18 protein-coding genes are annotated in these 21,833 nt (G+C 41.1%); 15 read left to right on the top strand and 3 right to left on the bottom strand.

Annotated features, from left to right (window positions below):
• The first annotated feature begins 10 nt into the window (after positions 1 to 10).
• The gene (locus FZF08_RS15975) at positions 11 to 1,219 is read left to right on the top strand and encodes an ROK family transcriptional regulator (protein ID WP_159470516.1); all 1,209 of its coding nucleotides are present in this window, start codon (positions 11 to 13) and stop codon (positions 1,217 to 1,219) included.
• 401 nt (positions 1,220 to 1,620) lie between these two features.
• Here FZF08_RS15975 and FZF08_RS15970 read toward each other — a convergent pair whose 3' ends face one another.
• Complete coding sequence (locus FZF08_RS15970) at positions 1,621 to 3,570, bottom strand: KUP/HAK/KT family potassium transporter (RefSeq protein WP_229216563.1); 1,950 nt, start codon at positions 3,568 to 3,570, stop codon at positions 1,621 to 1,623.
• Between the two features lie 291 nt (positions 3,571 to 3,861).
• On the opposite strand from FZF08_RS15970, the gene hflX reads away from it, so the two are divergent.
• From hflX to FZF08_RS15945, 5 genes are all read left to right on the top strand, one after another.
• The gene (hflX, locus tag FZF08_RS15965; protein ID WP_229216562.1) at positions 3,862 to 5,031 is read left to right on the top strand and encodes a GTPase HflX; all 1,170 of its coding nucleotides are present in this window, start codon (positions 3,862 to 3,864) and stop codon (positions 5,029 to 5,031) included.
• Positions 5,032 to 5,542: 511 nt separating this feature from the next.
• Entirely contained in the window at positions 5,543 to 6,517 is a 975-nt protein-coding gene (locus tag FZF08_RS15960; protein WP_159470514.1) for a ribonucleotide-diphosphate reductase subunit beta, read from the top strand.
• A gap of 60 nt (positions 6,518 to 6,577) precedes the next feature.
• Entirely contained in the window at positions 6,578 to 8,275 is a 1,698-nt protein-coding gene (locus tag FZF08_RS15955; protein WP_229216561.1) for a ribonucleoside-diphosphate reductase subunit alpha, read from the top strand.
• Positions 8,276 to 8,600: 325 nt separating this feature from the next.
• Complete coding sequence (locus FZF08_RS15950) at positions 8,601 to 9,902, top strand: spondin domain-containing protein (RefSeq protein WP_159470512.1); 1,302 nt, start codon at positions 8,601 to 8,603, stop codon at positions 9,900 to 9,902.
• A 72-nt stretch (positions 9,903 to 9,974) separates the two neighbouring features.
• Positions 9,975 to 10,856 carry a helix-turn-helix domain-containing protein gene (locus FZF08_RS15945; protein WP_159470510.1) on the top strand — a complete coding sequence of 294 codons (882 nt, stop codon included), beginning with the start codon at positions 9,975 to 9,977 and terminating at the stop codon, positions 10,854 to 10,856.
• Positions 10,857 to 10,902: 46 nt separating this feature from the next.
• Here the strand turns inward: FZF08_RS15945 and FZF08_RS15940 are convergent, their stop codons facing one another.
• Together FZF08_RS15940 and FZF08_RS15935 are read right to left on the bottom strand one after the other, a co-directional pair.
• On the bottom strand, positions 10,903 to 11,628 hold the full coding sequence (locus FZF08_RS15940) for an SDR family oxidoreductase (RefSeq protein WP_159470508.1): 726 nt from the start codon (positions 11,626 to 11,628) through the stop codon (positions 10,903 to 10,905).
• A 63-nt stretch (positions 11,629 to 11,691) separates the two neighbouring features.
• Positions 11,692 to 12,081: an AraC family transcriptional regulator gene (locus FZF08_RS15935; RefSeq protein ID WP_159470506.1), complete on the bottom strand. Its 390-nt coding sequence runs from the start codon at positions 12,079 to 12,081 to the stop codon at positions 11,692 to 11,694.
• Between the two features lie 226 nt (positions 12,082 to 12,307).
• Between FZF08_RS15935 and FZF08_RS15930 the strand changes: the two genes are divergently transcribed.
• The 9 genes from FZF08_RS15930 (at position 12,308) to FZF08_RS15890 (ending at position 20,291) form a co-directional block, all read left to right on the top strand.
• A complete protein-coding gene (locus tag FZF08_RS15930; RefSeq protein ID WP_159470504.1) occupies positions 12,308 to 13,207 on the top strand; it encodes an SDR family oxidoreductase in 900 nt (299 codons plus the stop codon).
• A gap of 8 nt (positions 13,208 to 13,215) precedes the next feature.
• Positions 13,216 to 14,133 (top strand): AraC family transcriptional regulator, encoded by a 918-nt coding sequence (locus FZF08_RS15925; RefSeq protein ID WP_159470502.1) that lies wholly within the window; start codon positions 13,216 to 13,218, stop codon positions 14,131 to 14,133.
• Positions 14,134 to 14,411: 278 nt separating this feature from the next.
• Positions 14,412 to 14,861: a MarR family winged helix-turn-helix transcriptional regulator gene (locus tag FZF08_RS15920; protein ID WP_159470500.1), complete on the top strand. Its 450-nt coding sequence runs from the start codon at positions 14,412 to 14,414 to the stop codon at positions 14,859 to 14,861.
• A gap of 138 nt (positions 14,862 to 14,999) precedes the next feature.
• Positions 15,000 to 16,049: an HlyD family secretion protein gene (locus FZF08_RS15915; protein WP_159470499.1), complete on the top strand. Its 1,050-nt coding sequence runs from the start codon at positions 15,000 to 15,002 to the stop codon at positions 16,047 to 16,049.
• 22 nt (positions 16,050 to 16,071) lie between these two features.
• A complete protein-coding gene (locus FZF08_RS15910; RefSeq protein ID WP_159470497.1) occupies positions 16,072 to 17,652 on the top strand; it encodes a DHA2 family efflux MFS transporter permease subunit in 1,581 nt (526 codons plus the stop codon).
• Positions 17,653 to 17,672: 20 nt separating this feature from the next.
• Positions 17,673 to 18,974, top strand: coding sequence for a TolC family protein (locus tag FZF08_RS15905; RefSeq protein WP_159470495.1), 1,302 nt, complete (start codon positions 17,673 to 17,675; stop codon positions 18,972 to 18,974).
• 184 nt (positions 18,975 to 19,158) lie between these two features.
• Entirely contained in the window at positions 19,159 to 19,512 is a 354-nt protein-coding gene (locus tag FZF08_RS15900; RefSeq protein ID WP_159470493.1) for a hypothetical protein, read from the top strand.
• Between the two features lie 53 nt (positions 19,513 to 19,565).
• Positions 19,566 to 19,877 carry a hypothetical protein gene (locus FZF08_RS15895; RefSeq protein WP_159470491.1) on the top strand — a complete coding sequence of 104 codons (312 nt, stop codon included), beginning with the start codon at positions 19,566 to 19,568 and terminating at the stop codon, positions 19,875 to 19,877.
• Positions 19,878 to 20,144: 267 nt separating this feature from the next.
• Entirely contained in the window at positions 20,145 to 20,291 is a 147-nt protein-coding gene (locus FZF08_RS15890) for a hypothetical protein (RefSeq protein WP_159470489.1), read from the top strand.
• Positions 20,292 to 21,833: the final 1,542 nt, after the last annotated feature.

The following is a 21,833-nucleotide window of genomic DNA, read 5'->3' as shown; positions in this document are numbered from 1 at the left end:
TTTTTAATATATGAGTCGAACGATTCGAATAGTGGGTGTTGGAGGAAAAAAAGGCGATCCTAAAAAAATAATTTTAGGTTATTTTGCAAATCATGGAAATACAACGATTCCTGATCTGAGTAAAGAACTGGACGTGAGCGTCCCAAAAGTCACTTCCTTGTTGAACGAGCTGATACGCGAAGGGCTAATCAAAGATTATGGAAAAATAGAATCGACTGGTGGCAGGAAACCGAATTTATATGGGATTGTGCCGGATTCTGCATTTTTTATTGGCGTGGATGTGAAACAAAGTCACATCAATATTGGCTTGTGTGACCTTAAAAAAAATCTGGTTAGAATTTCAGAAAAACTTGACTTTAAACTTGATAACACGCCTGAATCGCTGGAATCACTTTGTAATTATATACAAGATTTTATTGGAGCACTGGACGTCCCGGCAGACCGTGTTTTAGGTATCGGAATTAATCTTTCAGGCCGGATCAATTATACCACCGGGCATAGTTACAGTTTTTTCCACTTTGACGAAAAACCACTGGCTGAAATTATTCAGAGCCGCGTAGGCACTCCGGTTTTTCTGGAAAATGATTCAAGAGCCATGGCTTATGGCGAATTTTGTGCCGGTGTTGTCGAAGACGAACAAGATGTTCTTTTTCTGAATCTGGACTATGGTATTGGTGTCGGGATCTTATTCGATAGTCAGCTTTATTATGGCAAATCCGGTTATGCCGGGGAAGTCGGTCATATGCCATTTTTTGACAACGAGCGTATTTGCCATTGTGGTAAAAAAGGATGTCTGGAAACGGAAGCTTCTGGGTGGGCGCTGACAAGGATGTTTCGCGAGAAACTGTCAGAAGGGTCGTCCTCTGTTTTGACTTCTGTGAAAAAAATAGCTCCCGAAAATATCACCATGGACGATATCATTGAGGCCGCTTTAAATGATGATGTCTTAGCTATTGAGTTGATTGCCAGTGTCGGAGAGAATCTAGGTAGAGGAATTGCCGCCCTGATAAACGTCTTAAATCCTGAACTGATCGTGTTGGGAGGTAGTTTGATTTCAACCGGTGATTACCTGTATCTGCCTATCAAAACTGCTTTGAACAAGTATTCATTAAGTCTTGTAAATAATGATTCACAACTGAAAATATCGAAATTAGGAGAACATGCGGGTATTATTGGTGCCTGTCTATTGGTTAGGAACCGATTACTTGGCATCGATTAAGTGTAGCGTCAGGTATGTGTTCACAAGAAAACTATTAAGACAGGACGCGGTACAAGATCCCTAAAACCCCCAGGCCTGTATAAAAAAGAATTAAAATATGAAAGGGCTGAAAACCTTGTTTAGCCGCATGGATTGTTGATTTTAAATATTGCGAGACTTGCATCTGTTAATCTTTTTAGTACGATAAGGCTTTTACTACATTCGTGCCATAAATCGAAAATGCAATTTATGTTGTTGATTGTCAAATTTTTAACCAAGTTTAAACCCTTGACAAAATACAGGTTGGCCTATCATAATGATAGTACGCTATCATTATGACACGTGCAGCTCAATCTTTTGAGTATCTCAAAGCGGATTAATAGAATCGTCATGTGTATTCAAAATAAATCAAAATGACGGAATTAAATTCTTTCCAGATTTACCTGATTGGCCCGCTCGAAGACCAGTGGATATCTTTCGAATATGACGTTGCTGGCGTCCAGTTCAAAATTTACATCTTCCCTAACCCCGATCAGTTTTAGATTATAGTACGATTTGATCAGGAAATTTCGCCAGTAAGGCAAGCTGTTGTCATAGGATAAAAATGAGTTGGTTATCACAAAACGGTAATCACCGAAATCCTGGCTGTCGTATTTTTTTTCTTCTGTCCACTCGTATCGCAGTTCCCCTTTCAACATCAGTTCGGCAGCTATTTTTCGAAAGAAGAGATCTACTTTTGGCTCGACGCGAAACCCGATATGAAGCACTATGTGGTACACGTCATTTGTTTCAAGTGCTTTTGCTTCGTATTTGAGCGTATAAGGCTCGTCGGTCACATGCACGTGCAGAAACCAGTAAATATCGGCACGTTTCGCAGGTGTATGGAAAATTGAATCCAGAATGCGCTTTTCAATACTTTCCGGGTTGCTGGACGACGTCAGATAAATCAGATTGGTGGCGTAGCTCCTGAGTTTCTCATTGCCACTGAGGTCTTTAAGTTTTTGTAATATAAGAGGAGAAAGCCCTTCCTTTGCGATCAGTTTGTCCTGAGCAGTTTTTCCATAATACCATATAAGCATCGTGCACGTCAGCAAGCCACCTACTACCAGCATGATCCAGCCGCCTTCGTGTAGTTTTTGGAGGTTTGCAATCAAAAAGGAAATTTCAACAGCAAGAAAAAGAACACTGATCAGTACGATGACCAGCGTAGGGACACGCCGTATCCGCAGGTAAAGTGATATAAGAAATGTGGTGATCAGCATCGTCAGTGTAACCGATAATCCAAAGGCAGCTTCCATGTTCTTGGATTCACGAAAATGCAGGACGGTCAGAATGCAAGCCACCATCAGAAACCAGTTAAAGAAGGGAATATACATTTGCCCTTTCATCGTACCCGGGAAAACAACACGGTTTCTTGGCCATAAGCCTAGCCGGATGGCTTCGTTGACAAGCGTAAAACAGCCGCTGATCAACGCCTGGCTGGCGATGACAGTCGCCATAGAAGCCAGAATAACGGACGGAACATAAATAACTTCCGGAATAATGTTGTAAAACGGACTTAGCTCGTTGGCCACACCGTTATTGATAAGCCAGGCGGTTTGACCGGCGTAAGAAAGCAGCAATGTGATTTTAACGTAAATCCAGCTGACGCGGATATTGTTTCTTCCAACATGACCCATGTCACTGTAAAGAGCCTCAGCACCGGTGGTACATAAAAAAATGCCTCCTAGAAGCCAGAATCCGGCGGGGTAGTGGACCAACAGTTCATAGGCATAATAAGGGTTGAAAGCTTTTAGTACAGACAGGTTTGAAAATAATGACATAAGGCCGATAATACCAATAAAGGAAAACCAGATAAGCATGACAGGCCCGAAAAATTTTCCGATTTGCTGGGTGCCAAGCTGCTGAATTACGAAAAGGAAAATGATAATAGCGATCACGATCGGTACGGTATTCAGGCCGGGATATATTTTTTGGAGGCCCTCAATCGCCGAAGAAACGGAGATAGGAGGAGTGATAATCCCGTCTGAAATCAGAAAAGCCCCGCCCATTACTGCCAGCACTACTGACCATTTGCCAAAATATCTCCGGATCAGCGTATAGAGTGAAAATATGCCTCCTTCACCGTTATTATCGGCTGTCAGTGTGATCAGAATGTATTTGAGCGTGGTTTGTAATGTCAGCGTCCAGATCACACAGCTCAAAATGCCCAGTGCCTTGGCTGGATCGACTACCTCACCGGGATGGAACAATGCATTCAGGGTATAAAGTGGCGAAGTACCAATGTCTCCAAATACGATACCGGTAGCCAGCAAAACGCCAGCCAGTTTTACTCTTTTATGAAATTCTGTGATATGTGTATGCCCTTCCAAAACTGGTATATTTTAACTTTAAAATCGAAAGATATAAAATTTGACTGAACTGCGTGCAGAGGAAAGATCGGGCGATTAAAAGCCGTAAATTCCAGGTTCATATCAAAATGATAAAGTATATCATTTTATTGGTATGCAGTCTGTCTTTGAGATTTATTAGTAACCTGATAATCGTTTAGTTGAGGGCATGAGCGTTGCTATGAAGGGATTGGATCGAATTTATTATGAATTAATTTGTATCCTGTCAGAAATTGAATTTTGAATCCGATAAATCTTAAAATATCAGGCACCATGAAAACAAATAAAATAATGCATGAAACTACTGCAAATGCCGAAAATGCAATATTGGTAGCAGTGAGTACACAAAAGCAGAATGCTGTACAAACAAAAGAATATTTGAAAGAATTGGCCTTCCTGGCCAAAACGCTGATGATTCAATCCGTGGGTGAATTTGTTCAAAATCTGCCGCATCCGGATGCAAAAACTTATATCGGAACGGGAAAACTGGAAGAGATCAAAACCTTCCTTACCGCAAACCCTGTTCAAATCGTGTTATTCGATGATCAGTTGAGCCCAAAGCAGCTTCGCAACCTTGAAAAAGCCTTTGAGGGAATAAGGGTGATGGATAGAGGGGCTTTAATCCTGCAAATATTCGAAATGCGTGCCAGGACAGCTCAGTCAAAATTGCAGGTGGAAGTGGCAAAACTCCAGTACCTTTTGCCCCGCATGAGCCGTATGACAACAGATGCCGAAAGCAAATCAAGCGACGATGGCAAACGGGCAGGAGGCGAGACAGACCTGGAAAACAGCCGCAGGACGATCAAAGACAGGATCGTACTTTTAAAAGAAAAACTAGAAAAGATAGACCAGCAGGGTATGACGCAGCGGAAACAACGTGACCGGATTGTAAGAGCCACTTTGGTAGGTTATACCAATGTCGGTAAATCAACCTTGATGAATTATTTTTCAAAAGCTGACGTATATGCAAAGGACGAGCTTTTTGCGACGGTAGACAGTACTGTCAGAAATGTACGTCTAAGTGGAATACCATTTTTGCTGACCGACACGGTAGGCTTTATACGTAAGTTGCCCGCGCTGCTTATTGATTCCTTCAAATCAACCCTGGATGAAGTACGGGAAGCCGATGTTTTGCTGCATGTGGCAGATATTTCGCATCCTGCCTGGCTTCAACAGGTTCAGGTGGTCAATGCCATACTTTCGGAAATAGGGGCGGACCATATTCCGGTATTGCTGATCTTTAATAAAATTGATTTGCTTGGTGCCGATGACCTTGACAGCATAATCAAAGAGAATGCAGAGGCGATCACGGCTATTACCAATACCGGAAAAAGTTTCGGTCCTGTGTACATATCAGTGGCTAAGGAGCAAAATATGAATGAACTGGTGGAGATACTGAGTGCGATTGTAAACGAAAAGAACAAGGGTTTATATCCCGGATAAGTGCATTGGCAAAGCACTTATATTAATATTTTGTTTGCGATTTCAAAGGCTGAGAGTGTCCAGAATAACTGAATTAGACCAAGTGCATAGTAGGTGATATACAAATGGCGGAATCTATAAGTACCTGATTAGAAATCAGACCTTTACCTATGGCTTGTACAGTTCAAGTCAAACCTAATACTTTGATGTATAGTTGATTAAATTAAGTTCCGGTATTCTGAAATTTATTTTGACAAAAAATAAGTGTTGAAAAAAAAGTGAACAAATTTTTTAAGTTAAATATTTGATTATAAGGTTTTTGGAAATTTATATTTTCATAAAAGTTTACAAAAAATTTTACCTTGTGAAATATTCTGGTACATTTGTTGCCCCGATAAGAGAAATGGTAAAGGTTGTGTTAACAGCACGTTTGGACGGTTCTGTCGGGAATTAAGCTGCGTTATCAGGAGAAATTCTTGTTGAAAAATTCTGATCCGCTCTCATTCAACAAGTTTTAAATCAGTATTTTTTTATGAGTATTTTTGATAAACGCCTGCAATATAAACCGTTTGAATATCCTGAAATTTTACAATTTACAGAAGCTATTAACAAAGCATACTGGGTACATTCTGAAGTCGACTTTACGGCGGATACCCAGGATTTTCATTCTCATTTGAGCCCGGCAGAAAGAACGGCTGTTAAAAATAGTCTGCTTGCCATTGCCCAGATTGAAGTATCCGTAAAATCTTTCTGGGGAAACCTTTTTCACCATTTGCCAAAACCTGAATTTAACGGTTTGGGAAGCACGTTCGCTGAATGTGAATTTCGCCATTCAGAAGCTTATTCACGTCTTTTGGAAGTATTGGGTTACAACAATCAATTTGAAACACTGATTGAAATTCCTGTAATCCGCGAGCGTATCGACTATTTGTCTGAGGCTTTGGGAAATTCAAAATCGACTGATAAAAAGGAATATGCCTTCTCGTTGATCCTGTTCTCCATCTTGATAGAAAATGTGAGCTTATTCAGCCAATTCGCTATTATTTTATCTTTTGCCCGGTTTAAAGGGCTGATGAAAAACGTGAGTAATATCATCGCCTGGACATCGATCGATGAACAGATTCACGCCAATGCCGGTATTTTTCTTGTCAATAAAATTAAGGAAGAATTTCCTGATATGTTTGATCAGGAGACGGTTGCAGAAATAACACGTCTTGTTCGTTCTTCGATCGATGTGGAATCACGTATCATCGACTGGATTTTCAGCGAAGGAGAAATTGACAGTATCAACAAAGAGGATCTGATCAATTTCATGAAATACCGTGCGGACGACAGTCTGATGAAAATTGGTTTGCCACGCCAGTATAATCTTGCCATTGCAGATGTGAAATTACTGCAATGGTTTGAAGAAGAGGTTTTTGCAAACAGTCTGGATGATTTTTTCGCAAAACGTCCGGTGGATTATACCAAACATGACAAAAGTATTTCGGCATACGATCTGTTTTAATGATCGGTTTGAAAAACAAAAAAGAAATTGAGAAATCAACAAATATAAAACCTTAAAAAAATGAAAGTTGCCGAATTGGATTTGCTGGAAGGCGTAACAAGCCAGTATGAAATGCCGAAGCTTTGGTGGAAAAATACCGAAAGTGAACAGGTTCTTAACAGGGGTTATTTGCTTAAAGGAGAAACGGTTGAAGGAGCAATCGAGCGTGTTTGCGCGGCTGCGGCCAAACGTCTTTTCCGTCCGGAATTAAAGGAGGCCTTTCAGGAAATGATTGATAGAGGCTGGATGAGCCTTAGTTCACCTATCTGGGCGAATATGGGTACAGAACGCGGTTTGCCGATTTCCTGCTTCAATGTGCATGTGCCGGATAATATCGAAGGCATCACGCACAAACTGGGCGAGGTAATCATGCAAACAAAAATCGGAGGCGGTACTTCTGCTTATTTCGGAGATTTACGTGCTCGTGGAAGTGCAGTTACCGACAACGGAAAAAGCAGTGGAGCCGTTAGTTTTATGCGCCTTTTTGATACGGCCATGGATACGATTTCACAAGGTGGCGTGCGCCGTGGAGCTTTTGCAGCTTACATGGATATTGACCATGAGGATATAGAAGAATTTTTGCAGATCAAGGACATCGGTCATCCGATCCAAAATCTGTTCTCCGGCGTTTGTGTGCCGGATTACTGGATGCAGGATATGATCGATGGTGATATGTCAAAAAGAGAAATCTGGGCGAAAATTTTGCAAAGTCGCCAGCAAAAAGGACTTCCGTATATTTTCTTTTCTGACAATGTCAACCTGAACAAACCACAGGTTTACAAGGATAAAAATCTGCGTATTAACGCCAGTAATTTATGTTCGGAAATTATGTTGCCTTCGACGGAAGATGAATCTTTCATCTGCTGCCTTTCTTCCATGAACCTGGAATTGTATGACGAGTGGAAAGATACGGATGCGGTTCGCCTGGCTATTTTCTTTCTGGATGCAGTGCTTCAGGAGTTTATTGAAAAAACGGAAGGAAATCACTTTTTGGCACCTGCAAACAGGTTTGCAAAACGTCACCGCGCGTTAGGGCTCGGTGTTTTGGGCTGGCATTCTTATCTTCAAAAAAATATGATCCCTTTTGAAGGTATGCAGGCAAAACAGCTGACGACGCAGATTTTTAAAACGATCCAGGATAAATCAGAAAAAGCGACGCAGGAACTTGCCATGATTTACGGTGAGCCGGAACTTTTGAAAGGTTATGGCCGCAGAAACACGACGCTTCTGGCGATTGCGCCTACTACGTCTTCATCGGCAATTCTTGGACAAACTTCCCCCGGTATTGAGCCATTCAGCAGCAATTATTACAAAGCGGGTCTTGCAAAAGGAAACTTTATGCGGAAGAATAAATACCTGAAAGTGCTTTTGGAGGAAAAAGGAATCGATAATGAAGAAACCTGGCGTACGATCATGCTTAATCACGGAAGTGTACAGCATATGAGCGAATTGAACGATCATGAAAAAGATGTGTTTAAGACTTTCAAGGAAATAAGTCAGCTGGAAATCATTCAACAAGCTTCAATTCGTCAGAAATATGTAGATCAGGCGCAAAGTCTGAATCTTAATATTCCATCAAATTTGCCGGTTAAAGAAGTAAATAAATTGCTGATCGAAGCCTGGAAACTGGGTATAAAAACTTTGTATTACCAACGCAGCCAGAGTGTTTCAAAAGAATTGGTTACCAGTCTGGTAAGTTGTTCATCCTGCGAATCGTAAGTTGATATAACAATTAATTTATTGAAAAGGTATCTGCTTCGGCGGGTACCTTTTTTTATGAAAATACTTGATTTAAATTGAGTAATGATCTGTATGGGAAATGATAATCTTTCCCGAAAATGAAAAACTCCCGTTAAATTTCATTTGTCTGAATTTCCTCAAAGATATTTTCAAAGCCTCTATGTAACCACTTTATGCAAAAAAGTTGGGAAGTCTGGACAAGTATTCGGGAAATGCAGTCATTTATCCATATTTCCCGGTCAGGTACTTTTGTCGTAGTAATTTATAAATCAACAAGCAACAGCTGCTTCAAACACAAACTACGATGAATTATCTTAAACAAATTAAGTTCTGGCCAGCCGTTGCGCTATTGCCACTGATTGTTTCGAGCTGCACGGACCATGATATTGACAATTCCGGAACTACCATGAATACGATTAAGATTGAAAATGTGCTGGATTCAAGGCCTCTTGTTCAATCGGGTACTTTTATGGGAACGGGAACACCTCCGGTTATTTTGCCAGATCAATCGGTCACGATTCATTTCTCGGCTGCAAAAGGTGAGGCACTTACTTTTGCAACGATGTATGGTTGGGCAAATGATTTGTTTTTTGCACCAGCAAATCCGGGTATTCTGGTTTATGATGCAAATGGAACGCCTATCGAAGGAGATGTTTCGTCGCAGATAAAATTGTGGGACAATGGGACTCGTATTAATCAGGCACCGGGAATGTCGGTTACTCACCCGGGAACGGCAGATTCAAAAAATATTACCGAAGTAATTGGCACGGATGCACAAGGGAATACGTATTTGGCAGCTTCAAAAATGATGCAGGCCACTTTAAAATATGATGGTAATTCTTATTTCACGTTGACTTTAAAGAATACCACCGGCGGCACTGCTAATGAAACTCCGTTCAGTCCGGGCGTTTGGGCTGTTTCTTACATTGTTGGAGGTAATTTATTAAGTCCTGCACCTTTGTATACAAGTGGTCAGCCTACTGCCAATGGACTTACTGCCATTGCAGAAGCTGGCGATAATGCTGCGCTTAGTACTTATATCACGGGCATGACAGGCATTTTTACACCGTTGTCTCCAATCTTGGTTGTGGTCTATAACGGAATTGACAATCCAATTTATAAAACGGGAGAAAACGACCGCGGCGAAGGTTTGAAATTACTTGCACAGCGTGGAAATGCTGATGACCTGGCAGCCTCGCTGAAAAGCAAACCAGGCGTGAAAGCAGTTTATGTACTTGCTGCTCCTGTGAGTACTGTTCTACTTCCGATCATTAATGGCCAGGCTGGCAGCAGTGTTTCGCAGCAAATTTCAGTATCATCCGGTGACCGTCTGGCAATTGCTACCATGTACGGCTTTTCTAACGACTGGTTTTTCTCATCCGCTGATAATGGTGTAGATGCTACTCAAAAAGGAGATATTTCGAGCAGCATAAAATTACTGGATAATGGTACCGCCATAAACCAGTTTCCTGGGGCCGGAATCACACAATTTAATCTGGCAGGTACACCGCTTGCAGAAAGCAAACCAATTGTCGAAGTCCCAAATCCTAATATGTTTACAACTTTGCCTGTTATTTCAAAAATTATTAAGGTAACAATTAATTAGTAATGATATATTTGGATCGGGGCAACTTGGGAGTTGCCCCGTTTTTTGGCTTTTCACTAAAAGGCGTAGGATATGAAACTGCAATTTGAAGACAAAACCACGCAAGGGCATTTTTCTGTTATTACGGATGATATGTGCATTAAAGGGGAAGGGCTTTTAAATGGGAAAAAGCAGTTTCTGAATACCATAGTATGCAATCCCGGCAGCCAGCAGGAAGTAGTGATTGATGAGATAGAATATACTATGCCGGCAAGATCTGTATTGCCACTTGTTGCAAATCAGACTTTTACATTTGAAAGGCCACAAGAACTTGTCGCCTGGCAGTTCAACAGGGATTTTTATTGTATCGCCGACCATGATTCCGAAGTTGGTTGTGTTGGTTTCCTTTTTTATGGCATCACGCATCCGCTTTTTATTTTGTTGTCAGAGCAGGAAGCGGAAAGTATATCAGCCATACAAATTCTCTGCATTGAAGATATGCAGGTAAAAGACAAAATGCAGGGTGAAATGCTGCGAACGCTTTTGAAGCGTCTGATTATTAAAGTTACCCGGGTTGCTAAAAAGCAAACGGATCATTATCAGCAATTCACGGAAGATAAAATGGATATAATCCGTAAATTCAATCTGCTGCTGGAATGCAATTACAGATCACAGCACGAGGTCCGGTTTTATGCGCAGGCCATGTGTAAATCTCCCAAAACCCTTTCCAATCTGTTTAGCTTATGCCATTATCCATCCCCTTCGAAACTGATCCAGAACCGGATCATTTCTGAAGTAAAAAGGTATATTTTCTACACCGAAAAGTCTGCGAAAGAGGTGGCCGATGAGCTTGGATTTGTCAGTACAGCACATTTTAGCCGTTTTTTTAAAATGAATACCGGTATAACCTTCTCTGGATTCCGGGCCAACGTGCATAACGACAAAAAAAGTGCTGTACATCCTGAAACAGTTTGAAAGGTGCTGCAATTTGACCGGAGATATCTCGGTGCCAAAAATTTTTCTACCAGCTAATTTCACCTTCTCTACTCAGAAATTTTCCTGTCGGACCATCATTGGCAATCGTTGCATATTTTACAATCACTTCAATTCCTTGTTCTACGGTTTGTATTCCCTGATAATTATTTAAATTGGTTGAAGTATATCCTGGTTCAACACAGTTTATCTTGAAATTGGTGTCCAAAAATTCCTTCGCCAACATTACGGTGTAAGCATTTAATGCAGTTTTAGAACAACTATACGCTGCATACATTGCAAAATCAGGTGAACTACTGTGGTATGTCAAGGAAGCCAATCCACTTGAAACATTTATAATTCGTGGTTCTTCTGATAATTTTAGCAAGTCAATAAACTGTTGGGTTGTTTGCACTGCTCCGAAAAAGTTAGTTTCGAATATTTTTCTCAAATTATCAATGTTGCCTGTGGACATGTTTTGAGGTTGTTCTCCTGCAATGCCTGCATTGTTAATTAGTAAGTCTAACTTTTGAATTTTGGTTTCCAATGTTTGTCTTGCCAATTTTATGGAATTGATATTGGTAACGTCTATCTCAATAAGTTCCACGTTACCAAATCCAGATTCTTTCAATTTTTCTATTGCAGAATTCCCTTTTGACTTATTACGACACCCTATGTAAACGTAATATCCGAGTTCAGCTAATTGTTTTGCTGTTTCAAATCCAAGTCCTTGATTTGCACCGGTAATAAGGGCAGTTTTTTTTGCTATGTTCATAGCTATTTTATTTTCAACAAAGGTAAATTGAAGGTTAGAAAATAGAATGGTGATGTCTTCTGTTTAAATGGTGATGTTTTCTGTTTTTGATTTTCTGTATTGAGAAGGTGTCAGACTTGTAAAATGTTTAAAGAATTTAGTAAAATTAGAAGGGTCATAATCTAATGTTCTTGCAATCTCATTAATTGTCATCTTAGAATTTTCAAGTATTTCTTTGGAAATTTCAACCAATTTTGTTTCATAAATTTCACAAGGCGACTTGCCCAAAACTTCGCTAACTATGTCACTCATATGATTTGGGACAATAAATAATAATGCTGCAATTTCTTTGAGTTCAAACGATTTTTCAACTTGTCCTGCTTTTAATTCAGCAAGATGTTTATCAAGAACAAACAAAAACTGTTTGGCGATATCATTTTTTCTTCTTGAGATATTTTTTTCTACATATTTCATTGTCGTATTGAATTTTTTGTTTCGGGTCTAAAATTAACGCTAATGCATGGCTAACGATTGATCGTAGCACAATTAAACAGACAAAAGACTTTTGTAACCGGATTTAGTGCTAAATTTAGTTGATCAATCCTGATTTTGACTACAACAATAATGGATTTGACTACATGCGTCTCTTCGTGGTTATGGAACTTTGCATCAACAAAAAATAGAAACCAATTTGAAATTTATGCGAGTTTTTGTAACAGGAGCAACAGGTTTTGTTGGCTCCGCAGTCGTTCAGGAGTTAATTAATGCAGGACATCAGGTACTGGGCCTTGCCCGTTCGGAAGAAAATGCGAAAGCACTTATCGCCGCCGGTGCTGAGGTTCATCGCGGAGACCTTGAAGATCTTGAAAGTTTGCGAAGTGGCGCTGCTGCTTCCGATGGTGTAATCCATACCGGTTTTGTACACGATTTTGCCAGATTTAAAGAAGTTTGTGAGGTCGACAGATTGGCTATTAATGTATTAGGCTCCGAATTGGCCGGTTCTGAACGTCCGCTGATTATCACCTCTGGGATAGGGCTTTTGACAATACCAGGCCGTTTGGCAACAGAAGAGGATATGCCATCTGCGTCCAATCCCAATCCGCGAATACCATCCGAACTTGCTGCAAATGCATTGGCAGAAAAGGGTGTGCGTGTATCGGTAGTACGTTTGCCGCCATCGGTTCACGGTGCTGGTGATCATGGATTTATTCCTATTTTGATCGGAATTGCGCGTGAAAAAGGAATTTCGGTATTTAAGGAAGATGGGCAAAATTACTGGCCGGCAGTGCACCGTTTGGATGCCGCAAAATTATACAGACTTGCACTTGAAAAAGCTCCTGCGGGAATTGTCCGTTATCATGCTGCCGCGGAGGAAGGTATCGCTTTCCGTGAGATAGCCGGGGCAATTGGTGAAGGCCTGAACGTGCCGGTGGTGAGCAAATCAGTGGAAGAGGCGGCTCAGCATTTTACCTGGTTTGCACATTTCGCAGGAATGAATTGCGCTGCAAGCAGTCAGCATACACGCGAAGTTTTGGGCTGGAAACCTGAACAGCCAGGTTTGATCGAAGATTTGGAAATAAGTGGTTACTTGAAACTTTAAATAGTACTATGCCAAACATACAATCTCATCGATTTAAAACGATTTCGGAATTTCACAAATTCAGAGGATTGCCAACACCGGAGCATCCGTTGATCAGCGTTATCGATGTTGCATTGATGAACGAGCTTCTGATGGATGAGTTTCTTGTGATCAAGGATTTCTATTCGATTGCTATGAAGCGGAATCTCAATTATAAAGTGAAATATGGCCAGAATTCAGGTGATTTCGATGAGGGCGTTATGTTTTTTACGTCACCGGGACAACTTCTGAAACTTACGTTTGAGAAAGATACGCCGGTTCGTCAATCGGGATGGATGTTGCTGGTCCATCCCGATTTTCTATGGAATACGCCACTGGCAAAAACCATAAGACACTACGAGTTTTTTAGCTATGCGGTGAATGAGGCACTGTTTCTGTCTGAAAAAGAAGAAACGATGGTTACTGGAATTGTGCAGTATATGGAACAGGAGTATCATGCCAATATTGACCAATTCAGCCAGACGGTCATCCTTGCCCAACTTGAATTGCTGCTGACTTATTCAGAGCGTTTTTATCAACGTCAGTTTATCACCAGAAAAATCGCGAACCATCAGATATTGGCCCGTTTGGAAGATATTCTTGATGGTTATTTTAAAAGTGATCAGTTGATTAAAAACGGATTGCCAACGGTTGGGTATATCGCGGATTCTTTGAATGTTTCACCCAATTATCTGGGTAGTATGTTAAAAGTGCTGACGGGACAAAATGCGCAGCAACATCTGCATAGTAAACTGATCGAACTGGCCAAGGAAAAATTATCTACCACGGATCTTTCCGTCAGTGAAATTGCTTATGCGCTGGGTTTTGAACATTCGCAGTCTTTCAGCAAACTGTTTAAGAACAAAACGGATCTCTCGCCCTTGGAATTCCGGCAGTCTTTTAATTAAACTTTTAGCAACGAATGCACGAATTGCCACGGATAGATTCGCTACCGCTGTTACTTTTGAAATTGGTGTTACTCGGGGTTGAAATGCTTTTTTTGCTTTTCTAACGTGCTTATTTTTAAGTAATAGTCATTTTATTTGCAATTGTTCATTCGTTGATTAAGGCTTTTCAAGCAAGTCCTAACTTGAAAATTGCAAACATATACTTAGTTTTACAAACAGGCATATAGTAAACTATATTTACTATGTATGCGTTTTGTTTTGAAAACGAACTATACCAGATGGAAAATCATATCAATACCAAATTCTTTTTTAAAGTCATATACATTCTCAAAAGGCTGACGGACGAGTGGGGAGAACACGTTATCACGCAATTTATACCAGGTTTTAAAATGGGATATATTCCCGTTTTTATGTGCATTGGAACGGATGGAATTTCAAATAATGAGGTAGCCCGTGAGTTGAAAATTACAAAAATGGCAGCAAGTAAAATTCTTAAAGAGCTGTATGCTTTGAAACTAATAGCCAGTGAAAAAGATCCTCTGGATGCACGTTCGGAAAGAATATTTCTTACACCCAAAGGAAAAGAGATCAGCACCAAGGTTAAGGAGTCGGCCGATGGATTGGTTGCAGAATACCGTAAAGTTACCGGAGACGAAAATTATGATGGAGCCATTGATGTTCTTTTGGCAATTACCCGCTATCATGAGGAAATTAAAATAAAGCATTAGGTTATCAACTCTTCAATTTTTAAAGAAATTCTTATTGTAAAAACTAAATTAAAAATTTAGTAAACTTATTTTACTATTTCTTTGGAAAGGTAAACTTGGTATACTACATTTGTAAACTAAGTTTACTTATTAGAATTCATGGAAACAGAAGAAAAAACACAGAGTCTGGCTGGTAAGGCTTCCAAAACCCTGATCATCGCTGCCATTGCGATTGGTGTAGTCTATTTTACTTATAATAAGGTTGACCATGCCTTACATTTTGAGAGTACGGATAATGCGCAAATTGAAACAAATTCAGTTCCTGTGATCAGTCGTATATCGGGATACGTTAGTAGTTTTTCTCTACTTGATTATCAAAATGTAAAACAGGGAGATACGCTGGCAGTCATCGATGACCGCGATTTTGTGCTGGCAGTTCAACAGGCAAATGCGGATCTTCTTTCAGCCCAGGCGGATTTGGCGGCTGCGGAATCACAGCTTCCGACAATTGGCTCGAACAGAACGGTTGCGGCCGCAGGCGTAAGCGTGGAAGAAGTTGCGCTGGATAAAGCAAAAAGAGATTTGGCGCGCGACGAATCACTTTATAAGGATGGATCTATAACACTAAGACAACTTGAAAACAGCCAGTCTGCTTACAAAACTTCGGTTTCTATGTTGGCTTCCAGTAAAACCAGAGTACAGCAGGCCGGTGTCCAAACCGGGACGGCAAATGCGCAGATACAACGTGCCAAAGCCACAATTGCTGCCAAAGAAACAGCACTGGAAAGAGCAAAACTGGATTTGAGCTATACCAGGATTATCGCGCCGTCCACAGGAAAGCTTGGAAAAACGAACTTGAAACCCGGACAATTTGTGCAGGGTGGACAGCAGCTTTTCAGTTTGGTTAGTAGCGATAAATACTGGATCGTAGCCAACTTTAAAGAAACACAGCTGGAACATATGAAAGTAGGGCAGCAGGTAAAAATTGAAATGGACGGCTATCCAAATCAGGAAATTACAGGAAAGATTTCCGGTTTCAGTGATGCAACAGGCGCAAAATTTTCTCTTCTGCCACCAGATAATTCGACAGGTAATTTTGTGAAAGTGACTCAGCGTGTGCCGGTTACCATTGAAATTGATCATGCGGAAGCATTAACGGGTCTCTTAAAGGCTGGGTTGAGCGTGGAAGTGGACGTAAAAGTTAAATAGCTGTTGAGCAAAGTCTCGAATTATGGCCAGTCAGGAAAATAAATTTGTCAAGATCATCATCGTGGTCACCACGATTTCAGCGGCCATCATGGAGCTGATTGACACCTCCATTATCAATGTTGCCTTAAATAATATCAGCGGAACGCTCGGTGCAACGCTGGAGGACGCCTCCTGGGTTGTGACTGCTTACGCAATTGCCAACGTGATCATTATTCCGTTAACCGGTTTTTTGAGCCGGTATTTCGGGCGGAAAAACTACTATCTGGCATCCATTATTATTTTCACGATCGCTTCCTATTTGTGCGGAACATCGTCTTCTCTTTGGATGCTGGTATTATGGCGTTTTGTGCAGGGACTGGGCGGGGGAGCTCTGCTTTCTGTGTCTCAGGGAATCCTTTTCGAACAATTTAAACCAGAAGAAAAAGGTATTGCCGGAGGGATTTTCGGAATGGGGATTGTGCTGGGGCCGACCATCGGTCCGGTTTTGGGCGGTTATATTGTCGATAACTATCACTGGGCATTGATTTTTGATATCAATATTCCAATCGGGATTGCGGCTGCGCTTTTAACGTGGAAGTTTGTAGAGAGACAACCCGATGAATATAATATTGACAGAAAGGCGATTCCGGTTGATTACATGGGAATTCTTTCGCTAACCATCGGCGTTGGTGCCTTGCAGTATGTGCTTGAAAAAGGACAATCCGAGGACTGGTTCCAGGATGAAATGATTCGCTATCTGACCGCAGCGGCTATTATCGGTATCGGATTATTTATTTACTGGGAACTGCACACGAAGAATCCTGCGATCAACCTGAGGGTAATGAAAAGCATCAACCTGGTCGGAAGTAATGTGCTCACGTTTGTGTGCGGGTTCGGGCTTTTTGGATCGGTTTATTTGTTCCCGGTTATGGTGCAGCGTGTGATGGGTTACACCCCGACCGAAGCAGGACTTTCCATGATTCCAGGCGCACTGATCACGATTTTTGCCATGCCTTTTATAGGCGCAGGTTTAGGAAAAGGTATCAAGCCGATTTATTTTGTGGCTGCCGGATTTATTCTTTTTATTCTCCATGGTTACACCTCCTCTCTTGCAACGGCCGAAGCCGGAAAGTGGTGGTTTACACTTACTCAGGTTTGCAGAGGATTAGGTACTGGTTTTCTGACGGTTCCACTTCTTAGTCAGGCAGTTGTAGGTTTGGAGCCCAAAGATATGCCTTATGGAATATCGCTGAATAATATGTTTCGTTCACTAGGCGGCGCTTTCGGGATTGCGATTATGAACACGTATTCTACCAACCGCTTCGCGACACACAGAAATGATCTGATCTCAAATCTTCAGGGCAATAATCCGCTGATGAATAGTCGCCTGGAAAGTATTACCCATGGCATGATGGCAAAGGGAATTAACCCCATTGCAGCAAAACAAGCAGCTGTGAGTAACCTTGATTTTATTGTTTCAAATCAGGCCCAGATGCAGGCCTATCTGGATGGTTTTCTCCTGATTTCCGTGTTTTTTATCTGTACCATTCCATTCATGCTTTTGCTGAGCAATCAGGAAATGGATGCCGAAACCAGAGCCAAAGTAGCTGCTGCTGCTCATTAATTCAAAATCATTTATCTATCATGAAACGTTTCATTTTCATTCTTTTTATAGGTTTAAGCGCCGGGCAGCTTCATGCGCAGCATGTTCCTTCGGATCTTAAAACGCTGATAAACCAGTCTTTCAGTTATTTCCCGGCTTTCAAGGAACTTGATCAGGCTGTGGCTGTGGAAAATCAGCGGATTGATCTTGCCAAAGCGGCCGGTCGGCCTTCCGTAGCCGCCACAGGTTCTTATAGTTACCAGCATCCCGTTTCGGTTGTGACCATTCCAACAGGCGGTGATCAGGTGACCAAACTGAGTATTATGCCTAACAGTAATTACAAAACCATGGTCAACGGAAGTTACACACTTTGGGATTTTGGTACTGTAAAAACGGGTGTTGAGCGCGCCAAAGCCAGCCTTCAATATGCAAAGGACAATGTGATGTACAACAAAAACCAGATGGCTTTTCAGGTCGCCAATATATATTACCAGATTGCTTATCTCAAAAGTTCGATTGCCATTCAGGATAGTGTGATCAACTTCTTACAATACAACAAGCGGGATACTGAGGTTAAATTTAAAAACGGTGATGCGCTCAAATACGATGTGCTTTCGATACAATCCAGTATTGATCAGGAAAATAACCGGAAAATTGATCTGCAAAATAATCTGAACAAGCAGTATAATCTGATGCAGTATGCTACTGGTATTCAGGTTAGTAAAGAGGGTGCGGATTTTAATTTCCCGGCTATTTCTGAAAGTACGGATGCAACAAGTGTTTTGGAAAACGCAAAATCCGGAAACGCGGAATATCAGCTTTTGAAAGATAAAATAACCATGGCCGAAACGGAACTGAAAATGAGCCAGATCCAGGGAAAACCTTCGCTGGTACTCAATGCCGGAACTGGTTTTGCCAATGGATATGTGCCCGATATCAACAAGTTCCGTTATGCCTATCAGGCTGGCATAACACTGAATATTCCCATTTATCAGGGAGGTCGTATCAAAAAGCAGGTAAGTCTTTCACAAGGCCAATTGCTTCAATCCAAACTGGCGCAGCAAAGCCTTGACAACACATTCAGCAGGGATATTGCGCAGGCATTAACCGATATTGAAAGCAATAAAGCCAGTCTGGTGAATGCGAATGACCAGATTATGGAAGCAAAAGAGGCACAGAAATTTGCCCAGAGCCGTTTTCGGAATGGAACAGGGACAAATCTGGAACTGACCAACGCAAGCACCAATGTGCAAAGAGCAGAATTGACCCGCCTTCAATATCAATACCAGCTTTGTGTAGCCAGTCTTGAACTTGCCCGTCTGGAAGGTTTGGTTTACTGGTAGGGCCTGTTTCAACATAGATACTGTATGGATAGTTTATTGATTAGTTAGTTGCAGAAGTAAGTTGAGTAGTACATTCAGGCAGCAGGTCAGAGGATTATAAGATCTTCATTAAAACGTGCTGCCTGATTCAGTTTTCAGATGAAGTTGGAAAGGTAAACTGTTGATCATCTCAAACAAAATTACAATGAATTTATACCTGCATACCATTATCTATCAGATCATTGCCGATCTTGAAAATGTTTCCAATCATTACATTATATATGCACGTTATTTGTTTTACGGGCAGCAGATGTTTGGATATGAGCCTGTTTATCTGAACAGAAATTCCATAAAAGATCTGAGTTTGTATGGTGACAACCTGCGTTGCAGAATGATGCTGGACTGGGGAAATTCTGATGATTCCTTTTCAATCGTAATCCCTTTTGAATCCATCAGTGAAATCAAAAAATTTGACAGCGATGCTGCCGGAAGCAGACAAATACTTTTTTTGGACGGGAGTAAGCAGGGTGCAGGTTCATATTATATACCTTTTCAATAGGTGTAAAATCTTTGTCAATTGTCATGGAATAAAGTCAACGAAAAAAAGCAATAATGGTGATTACAACCGATATATGTATTGTGGGTGCAGGAACTGCTGGCTTATTTGCGGTTTTGGAAGCAGGGGCTTCTAAAATGCATTGCTGTATCTTAGAAGCCGAATCGTGTGCTGATGAGGATATCAAAGAAAAGGCATTGTCTGACTACCTAAAAGTTGCAGTCTCTGAATTCAATCCTTTTTTTACCGATGGATTTTTGCAGGATTTAATCAAAACGGATCACAATACATATCTTGTCACAACAAGCAATGGTCGGGAAATTGCCTGTAAACATGTGATTTTTACGGCGATGGAAAGTTTATTTTAGAAAAAAATATTTAAGAAAAGACATATTAATAAATCGTTAAAATCCTTTTAATCAGGCATTTTTTATGATATATAGTAGAATTTGTATTTAATAAATTCTGCAAATCAGGGCCTTTTAACATTTATTTTCTTGGCGTTTCTGGCTTTTCAGGCATTTCCCCCCTTTTGCCGTTTGTCGGTAACGATTCTCCGGTTTCACGATCGTACCAATCGGGTGTACCGGATTTAGGAAATGTGTTGCCTGTCTGATCCTGCCAGTTTTTCCGTCATGCCATTTTCCATCCAGAGCTGTGAAATAGCTTTTTCTTTCTTAATAGTTGGGGAAATAAGTCAGGTGGGTGTAGGGAAGCCCAAAAAGCTAAATTATCTGGCCTATGGTCAGGAAGAATCAACAGGAAAAGACCGGCTGATTTAGGGATTTTAGTATTCCACGCTCCTTCGGAGCTTCCTGTTTATAGCCCTGTTCATGAAAACATATGAATCCAAACTCCATCGGAGTTTCCTGACATTTCCAGGACGCTCCGATGGAGCGAGGATCCGCTGATGCAATTTTTGTCTATAAACAGGAATCTCCAAAGGAGATGTATCGCTAAAAATCACCTTGCCGGATCTGATATTATTTTAAAGATTACAACCGGTTTTATGATCCGTCCGACGGTAAAAAAAACGTAGGACGGAAAGTCCCGAACACTTCTGAACGGGTTAATTTTGACCGGGTAAGGAAAAGACCGGCTGGTTTAGAAATTTCCGTATTTGACGCTCCTTCGGAGCTTCCTGTTTATAGCGCTGTTCAAGAAAATATATATCCAAACTCCATCGGAGTTTCCTGATATTTCCAGGAGGCTCCGATGGAGCGAGAATCCGCTGATGCAATTTTTATCTATAAACAGGAATCTCCAAAGGAGATGTATCGCTAAAAAAGCACCTTGACGGATCTGATATTATTTCAAAGATGATAACCGGTTTTATGATCCGTCCTACGGTAAAAAAAACCGTAGGACGGAAGATCCCGGAAACTTCTGAACGGGTTAATTTTGACCGGATAAGGAAAAGACCGGCTGGTTTAGAAATTTCAGTATTCCACGCTCCTTCGGAGCTTCCTGTTTATAGCCCTGTTCATGAAAATATATAAATCCAAACTCCATCGGAGTTTCCTGAAATTTCCAGGATGCTCCGATGGAGCGGGGATGCGCTGATGCAATTTTGATCTATAAACAGGAATCTCCAAAGGAGATGTATCGCTAAAAAAGCACCTTACCGGATCTGATATTATTTCAAAGATTATAGCCAGTTTTATGATCCGTCCTACGGTAAAAAAAACCGTAGGACGGAAGATCCCGGAAACTTCTGAACGGGTTAATTTTGACCGGATAAGGAAAAGACCGGCTGGTTTAGAAATTTAAGTATTCCACGCTCCTTCGGAGCTTCCTGTTTATAGCGCTGTTCACGAAAATATAGGAATCCAAACTCCATCGGAGTTTCCTGACATTTCCAGGATGCTCCGATGGAGCGAGAATCCGCTGATGCAATTTTTATCTATAAACAGGAATCTCCAACGGAGATTTATCGCTAAAAATCACCTTGCCGGATCTGATATTATTTCAAAGATTACAACCAGTTTTATAATCCGTCCTACGGTAAAAAAAACCGTAGGACGGAAGGTCCCGGAAACTTCTGAACGGGTTAATTTTGACCGGGTAAGGAAAAGACCGGCTATTTTAGGAATTTCAGTATTTGACGCTCCTTCGGAGCTTCCTGTTTATAGCGCTGTTCAAGAAAATATATATATCCGAACTCCATCGGAGTTTCCTGACATTTCCAGGGGCTCCTATGGAGCGAGGATCCGCTGATGCAATTTTTATCTATAAACAGGAATCTCCAACGGAGATGTATCGCTAAAAATCACCTTGCCGGATCTGATATTATTTCAAAGATTACAACCAGTTTTATAATCCGT

It is taken from the genome of Dyadobacter sp. 3J3, from assembly GCF_009801115.1.
In the GTDB taxonomy this organism is placed as follows: domain Bacteria; phylum Bacteroidota; class Bacteroidia; order Cytophagales; family Spirosomataceae; genus Dyadobacter.
Note: the sequence above shows the minus strand (reverse complement) of the source record. Positions and strands in the feature narration are given on the sequence as shown.

Coding starts and splice junctions, on each gene's coding strand:
- FZF08_RS15975 (WP_159470516.1), top strand. CDS start 11: ATGAGTCGAACGATTCGAATAGTGGGTGTTGGAGGAAAAAAAGGCGAT.
- hflX (WP_229216562.1), top strand. CDS start 3,862: ATGAAAACAAATAAAATAATGCATGAAACTACTGCAAATGCCGAAAAT.
- FZF08_RS15960 (WP_159470514.1), top strand. CDS start 5,543: ATGAGTATTTTTGATAAACGCCTGCAATATAAACCGTTTGAATATCCT.
- FZF08_RS15955 (WP_229216561.1), top strand. CDS start 6,578: ATGAAAGTTGCCGAATTGGATTTGCTGGAAGGCGTAACAAGCCAGTAT.
- FZF08_RS15950 (WP_159470512.1), top strand. CDS start 8,601: ATGAATTATCTTAAACAAATTAAGTTCTGGCCAGCCGTTGCGCTATTG.
- FZF08_RS15945 (WP_159470510.1), top strand. CDS start 9,975: ATGAAACTGCAATTTGAAGACAAAACCACGCAAGGGCATTTTTCTGTT.
- FZF08_RS15940 (WP_159470508.1), bottom strand. CDS start 11,628: ATGAACATAGCAAAAAAAACTGCCCTTATTACCGGTGCAAATCAAGGA.
- FZF08_RS15935 (WP_159470506.1), bottom strand. CDS start 12,081: ATGAAATATGTAGAAAAAAATATCTCAAGAAGAAAAAATGATATCGCC.
- FZF08_RS15930 (WP_159470504.1), top strand. CDS start 12,308: ATGCGAGTTTTTGTAACAGGAGCAACAGGTTTTGTTGGCTCCGCAGTC.
- FZF08_RS15925 (WP_159470502.1), top strand. CDS start 13,216: ATGCCAAACATACAATCTCATCGATTTAAAACGATTTCGGAATTTCAC.
- FZF08_RS15920 (WP_159470500.1), top strand. CDS start 14,412: ATGGAAAATCATATCAATACCAAATTCTTTTTTAAAGTCATATACATT.
- FZF08_RS15915 (WP_159470499.1), top strand. CDS start 15,000: ATGGAAACAGAAGAAAAAACACAGAGTCTGGCTGGTAAGGCTTCCAAA.
- FZF08_RS15910 (WP_159470497.1), top strand. CDS start 16,072: ATGGCCAGTCAGGAAAATAAATTTGTCAAGATCATCATCGTGGTCACC.
- FZF08_RS15905 (WP_159470495.1), top strand. CDS start 17,673: ATGAAACGTTTCATTTTCATTCTTTTTATAGGTTTAAGCGCCGGGCAG.
- FZF08_RS15900 (WP_159470493.1), top strand. CDS start 19,159: ATGAATTTATACCTGCATACCATTATCTATCAGATCATTGCCGATCTT.
- FZF08_RS15895 (WP_159470491.1), top strand. CDS start 19,566: ATGGTGATTACAACCGATATATGTATTGTGGGTGCAGGAACTGCTGGC.
- FZF08_RS15890 (WP_159470489.1), top strand. CDS start 20,145: ATGCCATTTTCCATCCAGAGCTGTGAAATAGCTTTTTCTTTCTTAATA.